The organism is Variovorax sp. YR750 (genome assembly GCF_900109805.1).
Taxonomy (GTDB): domain Bacteria; phylum Pseudomonadota; class Gammaproteobacteria; order Burkholderiales; family Burkholderiaceae_C; genus Variovorax; species Variovorax gossypii.
Map to the genome: position 1 here is coordinate 23867 of NZ_FOBJ01000017.1, position 13683 is coordinate 37549.

The 13683-nt window shown below is 63.0% G+C and carries 12 protein-coding genes; 10 read left to right on the plus strand and 2 right to left on the minus strand.

The window, feature by feature from the left end:
- The first annotated feature begins 109 nt into the window (after positions 1-109).
- A complete protein-coding gene (locus BMY35_RS29295) occupies positions 110-3265 on the plus strand; it encodes an ATP-binding protein (RefSeq protein WP_093206520.1) in 3156 nt (1051 codons plus the stop codon).
- Between the two features lie 577 nt (positions 3266-3842).
- On the opposite strand, the gene BMY35_RS29300 is transcribed toward BMY35_RS29295, so the two are convergent.
- Together BMY35_RS29300 and BMY35_RS29305 are read right to left on the minus strand one after the other, a co-directional pair.
- Positions 3843-4661 (minus strand): hypothetical protein, encoded by an 819-nt coding sequence (locus BMY35_RS29300; RefSeq protein ID WP_093206521.1) that lies wholly within the window; start codon positions 4659-4661, stop codon positions 3843-3845.
- Between the two features lie 275 nt (positions 4662-4936).
- On the minus strand, positions 4937-5242 hold the full coding sequence (locus BMY35_RS29305; RefSeq protein WP_093206522.1) for a helix-turn-helix domain-containing protein: 306 nt from the start codon (positions 5240-5242) through the stop codon (positions 4937-4939).
- Positions 5243-5504: 262 nt separating this feature from the next.
- On the opposite strand from BMY35_RS29305, the gene BMY35_RS29310 reads away from it, so the two are divergent.
- From BMY35_RS29310 to BMY35_RS29350, 9 genes are all read left to right on the plus strand, one after another.
- A complete protein-coding gene (locus BMY35_RS29310) occupies positions 5505-6077 on the plus strand; it encodes a helix-turn-helix domain-containing protein (RefSeq protein ID WP_093206523.1) in 573 nt (190 codons plus the stop codon).
- Positions 6078-6530: 453 nt separating this feature from the next.
- Positions 6531-7424, plus strand: coding sequence for a nucleoside triphosphate pyrophosphohydrolase family protein (locus BMY35_RS29315; RefSeq protein ID WP_093206524.1), 894 nt, complete (start codon positions 6531-6533; stop codon positions 7422-7424).
- A gap of 124 nt (positions 7425-7548) precedes the next feature.
- Complete coding sequence (locus BMY35_RS29320) at positions 7549-9726, plus strand: metallophosphoesterase (RefSeq protein WP_093206525.1); 2178 nt, start codon at positions 7549-7551, stop codon at positions 9724-9726.
- A 106-nt stretch (positions 9727-9832) separates the two neighbouring features.
- Positions 9833-10498: a 4'-phosphopantetheinyl transferase superfamily protein gene (locus BMY35_RS29325; protein ID WP_093206526.1), complete on the plus strand. Its 666-nt coding sequence runs from the start codon at positions 9833-9835 to the stop codon at positions 10496-10498.
- Between the two features lie 51 nt (positions 10499-10549).
- A complete protein-coding gene (locus tag BMY35_RS29330; protein ID WP_093206527.1) occupies positions 10550-10894 on the plus strand; it encodes a hypothetical protein in 345 nt (114 codons plus the stop codon).
- Complete coding sequence (locus tag BMY35_RS29335) at positions 10894-11247, plus strand: helix-turn-helix domain-containing protein (protein ID WP_093206528.1); 354 nt, start codon at positions 10894-10896, stop codon at positions 11245-11247. The genes BMY35_RS29330 and BMY35_RS29335 overlap by 1 nt, the downstream gene beginning before the upstream one ends.
- Positions 11231-12223: an ImmA/IrrE family metallo-endopeptidase gene (locus BMY35_RS29340; RefSeq protein ID WP_093206529.1), complete on the plus strand. Its 993-nt coding sequence runs from the start codon at positions 11231-11233 to the stop codon at positions 12221-12223. Before BMY35_RS29335 ends, BMY35_RS29340 begins: the two co-directional genes overlap by 17 nt.
- Positions 12220-12885 carry a C1 family peptidase gene (locus BMY35_RS29345; RefSeq protein WP_093206530.1) on the plus strand — a complete coding sequence of 222 codons (666 nt, stop codon included), beginning with the start codon at positions 12220-12222 and terminating at the stop codon, positions 12883-12885. The genes BMY35_RS29340 and BMY35_RS29345 overlap by 4 nt, the downstream gene beginning before the upstream one ends.
- Positions 12882-13682, plus strand: a complete 801-nt coding sequence (locus BMY35_RS29350; RefSeq protein ID WP_093206531.1) for a thymidylate synthase family protein — start codon at positions 12882-12884, stop codon at positions 13680-13682. The genes BMY35_RS29345 and BMY35_RS29350 overlap by 4 nt, the downstream gene beginning before the upstream one ends.
- Position 13683: the final 1 nt, after the last annotated feature.

Consider the following 13683-nt stretch of genomic DNA (forward strand, 5'->3'; position numbering starts at 1 on the left):
GTGGTGCGTCTATTCGTTGCACCCGCCAGGTTCGATAGACGGCATACTCATCCTCCACGCTTGGCGTTCCTGAAACGTTCCCGGCCTGTGCCGGTGGAAAGGAATCGCGATGTCGCCCCCACCGACTCCGTCGTTCGATGCCGTGTCGATCCGGCTGCTGGGCCCATTCCGCCTGAGCGTGGGGTTGGCCGGGGATGACCCGCCGGCTCCGCCGGTGCCGCTGACCCGGCGGGCCGCCGAGCTGCTGCAGCTGCTGGCGTTGCAGCCCGGACGCAGCCTGGCGAACGAGCAGGTGGTGGAAGCCCTGTGGCCGCACCTGGACCCCGACGCAGGCAGCGCCAACCTGCGCAAGGCGGCGCACCACGCGCGCCAGTTCATCGGCCGGCCCGACGCCCTGGTGCTGCGAGGCGGCCGGGTTTTCCTGCTGCCCGACCAGGCTGTGGCGTGCGACGTCGACCGGTTCGAGCGCGCAGCGGACGAGGCCCTGCACGGCGGCGACCCGCAGGCCTGCAAGGCGGCCGCGCAGCTCTACGGTGGCGACCTCCTGCCGGACGCCCGCTACGAAGCCTGGACCGAGGCGCCGCGCCAGCGGTTGCGCGACAAGTTCCTGCAGCTGCTGCGCCAGACCGGCGACCTGGAACGGCTGGTGCGCGAAGACCCCACCGACGAGGCGGCCCATGTGCAGCTGATGCGCGAGGAACTGGCGGCCGGGCGACGCTCTTCGGCGCTGCGCTGGTACGGCCACCTGCGCGACCATCTGCAGCAGACCCTGGGCATGCGTCCCGGCCCGCCGGCCGAGGCGCTGTACCGCGAATGCGTGGCGGGCCTGGAAGGTGCCGCGCCGCGTTTCGTCGGCCGTGCCATGGAACTTGTGCGTGTCCTGGGTTGGCTGCGCGCCAGCCTCGCGGGCCGTCCGGGGGGCGCGGTGGTGCGCGCGCCGGCAGGAATGGGCAAGACCGCGTTCTGCCGCCGCCTCGCCGAAGAAGCGCGGGGCCTGGGCTGGCAGGTGCGCTCGTTGCAGGCCGGCGACTGGACCCGGCCCTACGGCATCGCGGCCGACCTGGTGGAGCCCCTGCTCGGCGAGCTGCCCGACGCGGCACAGGCTATCGGTGTGCACGCCCAGGCCGTGCTGGCGCAGATGACCGCCTCGGGCGACGTGAAGCCGCTGGCCCTGCCGCTCGGGCGCCACCAGATGGTGGGCGCCGTGCGCCGGCTGCTGCTGGCCACCGCCGCGCAAAAGCCGGTGCTGCTCATCGTCGACGATGCGCACGCGGCGGACGACGCGAGCGCCCAGGCGCTGACGCAACTGGCTGCGAGCGGCCCCCCGGTGTTCGTGCTGCTCGCATGCCGGCACGCGCTGCCGCCCCTGCTGGATCGGAACACCTCGCGCCTGCAGCGCGCCGGCCAGCTGGAGGCCCTTGAACTGGGCCCGCTGTCCGAGGAAGAAGCGGCGCTGCTCGCAGCCCGCTCGGCCGACGCACCGATGACGGCCGAGGCCACCACCGCCATCGCCCGTCGTGCCGAAGGCCTGCCGTTTGCCGTGGTCGAGCTCGCGCGCGGAGCGGCCAGCTCAGACGGCGCCACGGCGGTGATGTCCCGCAGCCTGTCGTCGGCCCTGGCCGAACGCCTGTGCGACCTGGACCCCGGCGCGACGGAGGCCCTGCGCCGGTTGGCCCTGTCGGCCGAAGATTTCGACGTGGCTACGGCCGTGGCGCTGGCCGCCGATGAAGGCCACGACGCGTTGGCGCGGCTCGACCAGGCGCTGGCCGCGGGCGTGCTGGTGGTAGCCGATGGCCGCTACCGTTTCCGCCACGCACTCGTGCGGGACGCGCTGGCCGAAGGCATCCCGCCGCACCGGCGTGTGCTGTTGCATCGCGACGTGGCGGCGCGGCTCGCGAAAGGCGGTGCGGCACCGGGCCTGGTGGGCCATCACTGGCTTGCCGCGGGCGATGCCGAGCGGGCGATGCCGTGTTCGCTGGCGGCTGCGCGTCAGGCCTTCCGCCTCGGTGCCTACGAGGACGTGTTGCGCCACGTCGAGCCGCTGCTCGCGCACCGGGCGGCGCAGCCGGAAGCCCTGGCGCTGCGTGCCGAGTCCCTGGATGCGCTGGGCCGGCCTGGCACGTTGGCCGCCTACGATGCGGCCGCCGCCGTCGTTCCGGAGGCGCTGTCCCACGAACTGCGCGCCAAGCGGGCCCTGGCGCAAGTGAAGATGAGCGACCCGCCCGGTGCCTTGCAGTACCTGCGGGACGTGCATCCCACCACGGTGGCGGGGCGGCTGGCCGAAGCGCTGGCGTACAGCGGCGCGGCGGCCCTGGGCTTCGGGGACCCCGCCGAAGGTACGCGCCGGTCGGCCGAAGTGCGCCGGATCGCCCTGGAGACCGGCGACGAAGGCACGCTCGTGATCGCCTCCTGGTCGCAGGCCGCGGCGGCCCACGCGCGCGGCGACCTGCACAGCAGCGTGTGGGCCGACCTCAAGGAGACGAGCCACCTGCCGCAGCTGGCGGTGCGCGTGTTCGATGGCCACCTGTGCATCACGCAGCGCTTCCTGTACGGCTCGCGGCCGTACGCCGAGGTCATCGCGTTCGCCGATGCGCTGGCCACGCAGGCGCAGCAGTTGGGCGCGGCGCGCGGGCATGCGTTCGCGGTCACGCTGCGCGGCGAGGCCCGGCTGCTCAGCGGCCAGCTCGACGCCGCCGAGCAGGACCTGGTGGCGGGCGGGCGCATGCACCGCGCGATCGGCGGCGCGACAGGCGAAGCGCTGTCGCTGCAGCGCCGTTCCGAACTGGCGATCTACCGCGGGCAGATGGACCGGGCGCGCGGCCTGCTCGACGAAGCGCTCGACGTCGCGCGCCAGTCCGACGTCGGTTTCCACCTGCTGGACCGCATCTACGGCACCCGCATCGCGATGGCCACGCAGCCCGATGCTGCGCTGGGCGTGCTGGAGGAGGCCGAGGCCAACGTGCGCGGCCCGCTGGAAAGCTGCCCCGGCTGCCGCATCACCTTCGCCATCCCGGCCACCATCGCGGCCGCGAGAGCGCACGAACTGGACCTGGCGGCCAGCCACCAGCAGCAGTCCGAATACCTGGCCAACGTGGTGATGAAGCTGCCGGCCTGGTACGCCTCGCTGCACGAGGCGCAGGCGCACATCGAACGGGCCGCCGGCCGTGTCGCTGCCGCACGCGAAGGCTTCGTCGCGGCGGCGCGGGAGTTCCACGCCTGCGGCCATGCACTGGACGCCGCACGCTGCCGGGAGTTGGCGGGCTAGGAAGCCCGCGCGGCACGAGCGTGACGAACGGATGGGGCTGCCGACTTCAGCGTCCGAAATCTGCTGAATGTCCCACGCATGTTCCGGTCGAAAAAAAAGCCGTTGAACATCAACGGCTTGCTGGTGCTTCGACAGGAATCGAAAACTAGGCTGTAGGGCGCATGAATCTGGAGTTTATTTATTCTGAATTCCGAAGATACCGACAAAAGTACCGGCAAATTGTTTGATGTCGTGCTTGCGCCACGGCAGGATAGTCGCGAGCGGCTGGACCTCATCGCGAAGGTCGGGGTTCGTCCGAGATCTCATTTTCTCGGCGGCAACGCGCGTCAGCTCTTCGCAGTTCTGCCGGCCCTCGGGCCAACCCCTCAAGCGTGGGTTCGCTGATTCCCCAACGATTTATCACAATTCGGATTCCGTATCGTTTATGCCATCGCTGACCCACAGCGCGCTCGATACAGAACTGCGTCTTGAGATATCTGTACGCCATAATTTGTTCGATACCCGCCGCTTGGCAAGCAGATGCCGCCAGCGCGAACGCAGCAAATGCCGCAGACCGGCCGCCACTCAGGTGCATTTGTTACCCGCCGGCTGCGATGAGGTAGCGGAGTGTGAGCCCTGCTGCTTCGCGAGGCAACTTGAATACCTCGCCGTACAGCGCCATTGTTAGTTCGCATGCATAGCGTTTGCTCCCCAGCGTGGTCTGCGGCTTGCCAATAGCCTCCATGTCTGCCACATAACGCGGGTTCAAGGCTTGAAGGGACATCACCACAGGCTCGAAGGCCTCCATAAACTGGGCCTCAGTCGGGACAGGCCGTGCTTCAACGACGGCAGCACGAAAGACTTCTGCGAGTGCGTCGCCGTCTCGCTGTGAAAGATCCCTGGGCAGCATTCCGATCAGATCGGAGTGACCTACGGCGCCTTCGGGCATAAGGAAACGGTAGCAGGAGTCGTCGCCACGATCACGCAGCACCTTGATCTCTTCCATCATCACGCGCATGTACGCGATGGCGGCAGCATCGCTGGTCGTTGGGACGCGTTTGAGAATTAGCGCCTGAACGTTTGCGGCCATCTCATCTGAGACTTTACCCATGTTTTCGCCCGCCTTGAGGCGAATCCGTGCAGCGTCAAGAATGCGGTTGTACGTTACGGGCTCGTATGCCTTCATGGCAACCCACGCAGGCGACTTCGACAGCTCACTGTCAATCCCGTATGCGTTGTAGTGAGCGTGCAGGATTGGCGTCACGTACTCGCGAGAGAGGCCGAAAAGCATCGCGAATACGGCGAGGGAAACCAGACGTCCCACCCCTTCGCTGCTTTTCTTGCCAAGTATCAGCGTCGCGATCAGTGCACCAACGGCACCGCACACCGAACCCACCACCATGCCGATCCAGTCCATACCTTCTCTCCTCGGTTGGGGACGAGTGTAGGGGGCGCGGGAAAGCTCGATCAACAAGCGCAGTGGTGCACTTTCCCTTATGCAAGGCGAACGAAGCTGTGCGGTTCCCTACCCGCCCAATCCGTCTCGTTGCGCCTGCAACATCGCATTCATCGCCTTTGCGACCTTGCGCATTTCGAGCCAACGGCCGCCTGAGTGGTCGCGAAGGACGGGGTTCATTGACCGCACAAGATTACTCGGCTACGAGGTACTTTGTCTGAATGTGGCTGGGACTGCTAGCCGGCTCGGCGGACACGTTTGACTACCCGCGCGGGCAGCGTTTCCACAAGTTGGGATACCGAGACCTCCAGGCCGCCGGCCAGCCTCCAAACGTTGAAGAGCGACAAGTTGCGCTCGCCGCGTTCAACAGAACCAACGTAGTTGGGGTGCAAGCCGGCCAACTCCGCAAGTTGCTCGATCGTAATGAGGCGGTCGTGTCGTAGGGCGCGCAGATGCTCGCCAAATGCTTGTTGCAGACGCTTCAGATCTTTGCTGGACGCGGAGTCCAGTGGCTGGGGCTTGTTTGCAACTACTCGGGGCATGCGCCCAAGTTTTCAATCTCCAACACTAAGAGTACACAAACTATCAGTTTGGTTGCGATACGGATTCTGGCAAAATGGCTGAAAACAAAACGCATAGTGTGTTTTGTTTCGATCAGATTTCTTTCCTCGTCAGCTCAACTATCTGGAGCGGAGTGAGATTCAAATGACGCGTCGACAAGTCGCTTCGCCTCTGCCAACGGCCCGACCTCTGCGGCTGCCGGTCTCGGTGACGCGTCTCCGCCCGAGGCAATCCGCACCTGTCGTGCGCAGTCTGTCCGCAGCACGCATCGGCGCGCAGGTGAGGGCGCTGCGCATGGCGGCCGAGGTGTCTGGCGGCGAACTGGCCAAGACCTCGGGGATTTCTGCCTCGATGCTTTCGCGCATCGAGCGCGGTCTGGTCTCGCCTTCGGTGGAGACACTGGAGCGCCTCGCGCAGGGGCTGCATGTGCCGACCTCACGCTTCTTCAGTGATCAGGCGCGGCGCACTGACTTTTGCCATGTGCGTGCAGGACATGGTGTCTTGGTCGATCGGATCGGCGCCGTGGCGGACTACCGCTACGAGCTGCTGGGTCATCTGCTTTCGGGCAACCTGTTCGTCGAGCCCTATCTGGTCACGCTGCTACCCGGCGCCGATCCCTACGTGACCTTCCAGCATCCGGGCCTCAAGTTCCTGTACTTCTTGTCCGGGGAGGTCAGCTACCGCTATGGCGGCAGGACTGTGGAGGTGAGGGCAGGGGACTCGCTGCTGTTCGATGCGAGTGCACTCCATGGGATCGAGGCCATTCGGACCCAGCCGGTCTCTTACCTCTCTGTAGTGTTCACGCTGCGGGAGTAGGCTGTTCTTGGGCCGGAGGGGATCGAATATCGGGCTAGGACCAACCAAAACCTACCTCGTAATGCCGCCGCCTTTGCGAGATACCGTATGCGAATCAGGTCGCCCCTCCCATAAATTTGGGATGCTCTCTCTGTAACCAAAGATTACACTGTCTGCATGAGGCTATCAGTCGGGCCAACCACTTCGGGACGTGTGAAACGAGCTATCGTGCTTGGCAACAACGGGCAGAGGCGAGAAGCCAGGAATGGATGCGACGAAGAAACCTCGCTTCGATTGCGGTCACGCTGACCGTCGCAATCAGCGTTGTGAGAGCAGTCTACTGAGCGTGCGAAGCTGGCGTAGCTGTTTAGATTCGAGCCACTTTCATTAATCTCGACGGTTTGGCGAGTGCCGTTGTTGTGGATGTGATTGTTTTCAACTTCTAAGCACGATTGTTCAGACAAGAAAGCAAAGATGGACCTCGACGAATACCAACGGCAGGCAAACAGCACGGACCAGACGGTTAATAAGGACGAGATGACGGCCTGGCTAACGTCGGTGCTGGGATTGGCTGCGCGCTCTGGAGCGCTGGCAACCGAGTACCTACGCTACGTACGCGATGGTGCCGCTTATCAGGCGTTCAATCAGCACATCGGCGAAACCCTGGGCGATCTGCTGTGGTACATCGCGAACATTGCTAGCAAGAATAATTTTTCCCTCGAGCAGATCGCAAAGTTGAACTTAAAGAAAACCGCGAGCCTGTGGGGCGCTCCGCCTCGGAAAAAGGGCGCCGCCCTCGACGAAGGGTATCCGCCCAATGAGCGCTTCCCGAGGCGTTTCAAGATTGATGTCGTGTCGGCCGAGCGCGAAGACGCCAAAGGCACAAAGGTACTGCAGCTCACATACGAAGGTGCTGCATTCGGCGATCCTCTGACCGACAACGCGGCTGTGGAGGACGGGTATAGATTCCATGACATGTTTCACTTGGCGTTCGTCGCTCATCTATGCTGGTCTCCGGTGTTGCGTGGCAAGATGTTTTTTGATTGCAAGCGCAAGAGCAATAAAAACATTGACGAGATTCAAGACGGTGGCCGAGCTGCAGTAATTGACGAAGCAATTGCTGCGCTGATCTTTAATGAGGCACGCAAGAACTCCAACTACGAGAACGTCCACAGCGTCAGCATCCAGTTGCTGCAACTCATTGCCCAGCTGACTTCGCATCTGGAGGTCAGTTGTCGGACGATGGGGGAGTGGAATCGCGCCATCCTCAACGCATTCGAGGTGTGGCGGCAGGTTAGCGCGCAGCCCAACGGCAGCCTGATTGGCGACCTGGACGCGCAAACGCTTATTTACGTGCCCCATGCATAAGGAAGGTTCAGGTCCGTGCTCCAGGGCCGCCGGTGCGGTTGCGTGGCGGCACGCTATGCACATGGTCCTCAAGGTGCCCCAGCATGCCAGCGGTTCCCGAAACGCAATTGCGGATAAAAGCTGAATGAGCATCCCGGTACGGCTATTGCACATCACTGACAGCCATATTGTTGTGGGTGGCGGCGACTACCGTCCATACGACAATAAGCTAGACCTCCCGATCGACGATCACTCGAGGGAGGAAGCTTTCAAGCTGCTGATCCATCGGATCGCGGAACGTATGGGGAATGGCGGCGAGACGCTTGACGGCGTCATTTTCTCGGGCGACGCGCTTTTGCGGGGCAAACCTGGCGGCAACCGTGCGTTGCTGGACCTAGTGATGCAGCGCTTCAACCTCGCCGCTAACAGGATTCTCGCGGTGCCTGGCAATCACGATGTGCCCCAAGGTACCGCGCCCGGCAGCGGCGAGCGCTACAGCGACTTTGTTTCTGTTTGGCGCAGTGCGGGCTGCATTACGCCTTGGCTGGATGGAGTTGATGCTCTGCCAGAGAAAGCTGACCCGTCGCGACACGTGCTGACCGCGACAGACAATTCGTGGGCGGTGCTGGCGGTTAACTCGTGTAATTGGTCTCACGTCGATGCAGCGGTTCCTGAAGCACTGCGGGAGGTCTGGGTGCACCTGCCCGCGGCGGCCGCCGAGTCGAAGGGGGCGGAAGCGCAGGAGGCGATCAAGAAGGCGCTGAACGATCTTCTGCGACACGACGCCGCGCACATTTCGCGCGCACAGTTCGAACACATTCGCGACATGTTTGAGCGGTTGCCCGGGCCCCAGCACGGCAGGCAGCTACGTATGGTGGCGCTGCATCATCACCTTAAGAATCCGAGCATGCGTCTCGAGATTAAGACCATGCCGGATCTCCTCCCGCTGGAGGCGCTCCGCGCGCAGCTGCGCGAGCTGGATGTGCGTGTCGTGTTCCATGGGCACAAGCACGTCTCGCGGCAGTACTTTGACTACATCGAGTCGAGGAGCGACCCTGAGGCCCCGCCCCGCAAGACGCTGGTACTGTCCGGCGGCACGTTTAGCGACGGCGATGAGCGCGACGCCGCCAGTTGCGTTGAGCTTGAGGGACTGCCATGGACACCGTCCGTGCGGGTCAGTACGTTTGCGGTGCCGCAGGCGGGCTTGCCGCTGCAGCCGAAGCCCAGCCCGCAGCTGCGGCTGTGGGACTACGCAGACAGTGCCCCTGCAGGCGCACTGGCGTTGATCAAGGGAACAGATCTCGATGAGGTCTACGCCAAGGTGCGCGCTTGTGCGGGCGGCGATGCCAAAGGGTTGCCATTGGTGGTGGAACTGGACCTCGCAGCCGACGCGCCAGTAGGGGTGCTGCCGCACGGCTACCCCGCCAGCGCGGCAGAGCAGCGGCGCCACGGCTGGTTGCGCGAGTTGGTCGAATGGTGGCAGCGTCGCGACTCGCAGTTGCAGGGGCGCATTCCCTACATTCATGGCAGTCGGCTTCTCAAGTACGCCGGCAACATCGATCAGATCACCCGGGTAACCAAGTTGCTGAAGGACCGCAACACCAGCAGGGCGATCGCGATGCTGGTCGACCCTCGACTCGATTTCGTTGACGAGCCAAAGCGACGTGAGTTTGCGTCGTTCTGCATGGTTCAATTCGTTAGGCGTCAGGACCCCAAAGGTGGCCTTCCGTTTATCGACGCCATTGGCTATTACAGGGCGCAAGAGATGACTCAGTGGTGGCCAATTAACGTGGCCGAGCTCCGGCATTTGCAGCTACAGATCATTCAAGGCGGAGTGAAGGCGCGCGCCGGGCGCATTACGACGATGACGGCCGATGCGCGCGCGGATGATGCGCCGTCGCCGACGCATGCAGCAATGCCGCTTGTTGATCGCTGGCTGGACCAGGCGCCCGAAAAATTCTTCATCCTGGCCAGCGCCATGCAAACGGGAAGGCTAGAGGGCAAGGCCGAGGCCGTAGGCAGGGAGTGGCTTGATGAGCTGGAGACGCTGCAGCAGTCTGTTCATCGTCCCGCTAACGATGGAGGGCCTGTTGTTGCCATTGACGGCCTGGATCGCCTCGGTGCGTATCTCAAGGCCGGCGATGGCAGTTTTGCCGGGGTGAGCGGCGAGCTTGCCACCGTTCTGGACCAACTGGCTCGCCACGCAGAGATAAAGCCCGCTGATTCGGGTAGCACCGAAGCTTGGCTGCGCGTGATGGACGGTCACCTGGCTAGGGCCACAGCCCTGAGCCGGAAGGCGCTGGGGGCGGAGCAGCCGTCTTGACCACCGACGTGCAGACCTTCTCCACGTATGTGGTAAGGCGTGAGGCCGGTGGTCGGCGTCGTGGACTAGGTACGCCCGGCGACGCGCCGGACGGGAGCCGCGTCAAGTGAACGCGAATCGAGAAACCTTCTTCTGGCACGGCGCCAGCTTGTGCGTTGCGCGGTTCAGCGCAAGTGCGATCGCCGCCTTGCCCGAGGAGCGTGCAATCGTCGCGCGGGACAGCACTACCCGGCAGCTCGAATTTGCCGCGGGCAGGGGAGCGGCGCGCGTGGCTGCTAGCGCAATCACCCGGGGTGTCCTTGAGCCGTTGTCCGTCGGGCAGTTCGACGAGCCTGTGTTCCCTGCGGGCATGGTGGGCAGCATTGCCCATGCGGCCGGTTGGGCGGCCGCGGCGGTGGGCTCATCCAGCAAATTCCGGGCAATAGGCGTAGACCTTGATGACGCACGCCGTATCACGTTGGCCGTTGCGCCCACCATAGCCACTCCTCGGGAGCTCAATGCCGTGGTGGAGTTGGGTTGGGCCGGTTGCCCAGACCTAGCGGCCAACTTCGCGTTCTGCGCCAAGGAGGCGTTTTTCAAATGTCAGTGTGCGCTTACAGGCATCCGGGACTTGTCTTTTCTCGATGTTGAGCTTGCACCGTCGACCGATCGTCGCTACCTCCTTCCACGCCCCCATGCGGAAGAAGTCGCCCGCGCGTGCGCAGGCGTGTACATCGACGCGCGGTCCATGGGCAACTTCCGTTTGGCCATAGCGCTGGCGCCGGTTGTTTGATTTTCGAACAACAACGATGTATATTGTTGGAAAACCGAACGAAAGGGCGCCATGAAAAAGGCACTGACCAAGGCTGAGTTCGATGCACAAGAAGCGGTGCTGCGAGCGGAGATCGTTAAGGCGATTGAAGTGCAAGCTGCTGAGAGCTATATCCCGGCGGCGCCCGAGAACACCGACGTTTTCGACGTGCCAGCGGTCGACTCCAAGACTGTCGCAAAGTTGTCTCCGATGATTGAAGAGAAGGTCGGACATAAGCTGAAGCCGAGTTGGATCAAGAAGGGCGGATACGCGTCGGCCCAAGCGGCGGCTCAGCACGTCATCGACATGCTGCGCGAGCATCACTACCAAGTCGACCAGTCCAAGGTGGTGCCGTTCATCCAGAAGAAGGCCGCGTGATGGAAGAGCGCCTCGCCCTTGCAGAGCGCATGAAGACCGCGCGTGAGTATCTCGGTCTCTCTCAGCAGGAGGTCGCCGACCATCTGAAGATCTCGCGGTCGGCCGTCTCCCTCATGGAGAACGGGCAGCGGAAGATCGAGACGCTCGAGTTGAAGGCTCTTGCAAGTCTGTACCAGCGACCCGTGGGCTATTTCACTGGCGAAGAAGTTGCGCAGGAGCGACCGGAAGAGGTCGAGATGCTGGCTAGAAAAGCTGAGCAACTCTCTCCACAGGACCGAGAAGAGCTCCTGCGTTTCAGCGAATTTTTAATGCAGCGCGCACAAGCGTCAAAGGGCCATGGTGACAAAACGTGACGCCATCCTGAATGGGACGATCAAGGCGACCGAGCTCCACAAGCAGCTGGGTCTCCAGCAGGCGCTTGCAGGCGGGCAGGCTCCGATCGACGTCTTGGGCGTCATGCACCACCTTGGCTTGGTAGTCATTTTTCGGCCGCTCGAGGGCCTTCTCGGCGCCTACCTGCCATTGCCTGGCGTGGCGGGAATCATCGTCACCACCAAGCGGCCACTCCAAGTTCAGCGATTCACTGCGGCGCACGAGCTTGGTCACTTCATGTTCAAGCACGCCGTCAGCACCGACAAGGATGTTGGCTTTGCTGCACGCGGCGAGATAAAGAGATACGACCCGCAGGAAGTTGAGGCGGACGCGTTCGCTTCGGAATTCTTGATGCCCAAGTGGCTGATTGCCGCGCATGTGAGAAGACAGAACTGGACTTTGAACGAGCTGCGACTGCAGCCGTACGTCTATCAACTTTCGCTTCGCCTAGGTGTCAGCTACGAAGCCCTGTGCTGGGCGCTGCAGGGTCACGGCATCATTCCCCGAACGGTGGCGGATGATCTACGAGCCCGAGAGGTGAAGGCGGCAAAGCAGGTGGCTGCAGGCGACGTGAAGCCGGCCACTTGGTGGGCCGACGTGTGGACAGTGCGGGAGCAAGACAACGGCGCTACGCTGCTAGGCGGACCAGATGACTTGCTGGTACTGAACCTGCAGGAGCACACGACCGCCGGATACCGGTGGGACCTTTCCGCGGCCGAAAGGTTGGGGCTCACCATCAAACAGGACACCCAGTTGCCGGTGCCTCAGATGGAAATCGGAGCCATGCCGACCCGGCGTGCCACGCTGCAAGGCGAGGTAGAGGGCACGCTGTTGCTGGAGCAGCGCAGGGCATGGGAGGCGCGCGGCAATGCAGGCGCTTCTCTCAAATTTGAGCTTTCACTTCATGGCAAGGAGTCCTCTGGTCTTCCCAGAGTTGCGAGGTTGAAGCACGCATGAGTTCATCTGTGGGAGAGATCGAGCCTGAGACCGATCTGCGGCACTACTGGGTTGGCGTGCGCGATCAGGGAATGCGCAGTTCGTGCTTGGCATGCTCAACTAGCGACTGTCACGCCTATGCGCATGGTCTCGGCGATCCGCTGTCGGTCGAGCATTTGTTCTATCGGGCATCCAAGCGCATGCCCGGCGGCAACAGCAGCACAGGGCTGACGTTTGACGCGATGACCGATACCTTGAAACGCGATGGCCAATGCGCGGAATCGCACTGGCCGTATTCGCAGACACAGCCGTCGCCTTGGGCTCCGCCAGATGGGATCACTGACCTCTGGCGAGGTGACACAAGCTTCACGAAGCTGGGAGCATCCGCAGCTCTGGTCTCCCTTCTCCAAGGGGGAACGCCCGTGATACTGGCGGTACGCATGCGCGAGTCGTTCCATGACGTGGCTGCGCCGCACTACACCATTGCGGATGGTGGCGCTTACCTTGGCGCGCACGCCGTTGTGGCTGCGGGCTTCGGCAAAGATTCCGCTGGGGGCGTGCAGATCCTCATTCGAAATAGCTGGGGGTTCCAGTGGGGCTTTGGCGGGTATGCGTGGCTGCCGGCGTCGTATATCGAATCGAACCTTCTTGGGTTTTCATCTGTTAGGGCGATCCAATCATGATCATTGCGCGCGGAAAAACGAGAGTAGGGGCTTGGCTTGATGCCATCTCTCAAATTGACCCGAAGAACGACGGCGGTCGAGCGTATAACGTTGTCGTCGAGGTTGCGCAGCCCTCCCTCGCTACAGCCGAGTCGCGGGAGGCTGAGCGGCTTGTAGATAGCGTTCTCGTAGCATCTGGTAAGCAGCCGTTGGTCACCGTCGCGGAGACGATCTTCCCGATGACCGAGTACAGGCAGGGCGGGATGAAGAGGGTCTACGAGTACCCGGAAACCATCTACAAAAACATCGCGGCCGAAAATCCGTGGGGCACGTACGCATTGCGTCTTGTCGCTGAGCGCGTCGATTCCGATGGGGAGACTTATCGCCCATTGGAGGCGATGATCAACAAAATGCGGAGGCAGCTTGAAGGCGAGGGCGGCAAGACGGCGCAACGCAAGCGTTGCTTTTATGAGCTAGACGTCGGCATGCCAGCGGCCGAGCTTAAGCTTTATGACCCAGACGACGACGCAGAAGCCACTATTCGCACGCAATGCCTCAGCCATCTGAGTTTCAAGTTCGGGAAGACGAACAGCCTGTATCTCACCGCGATGTACCGCAGCCAGTACTTTGTGGAAAAGGCACTCGGAAACTACCGTGGACTTGCCGCCTTGCAGGCCGCGGTTGCGCACGAGCTGAAGCTCGAAGCAGGGCCTTTGGTGGTCCACGCCACCTACGCGAACTACGACGCCGCAGCGGTCGGTGGCCCCGATGATGCCAAGGCCCTTATTGAAAGCGCACGTAAGGTGCTTGCTGGTTAGG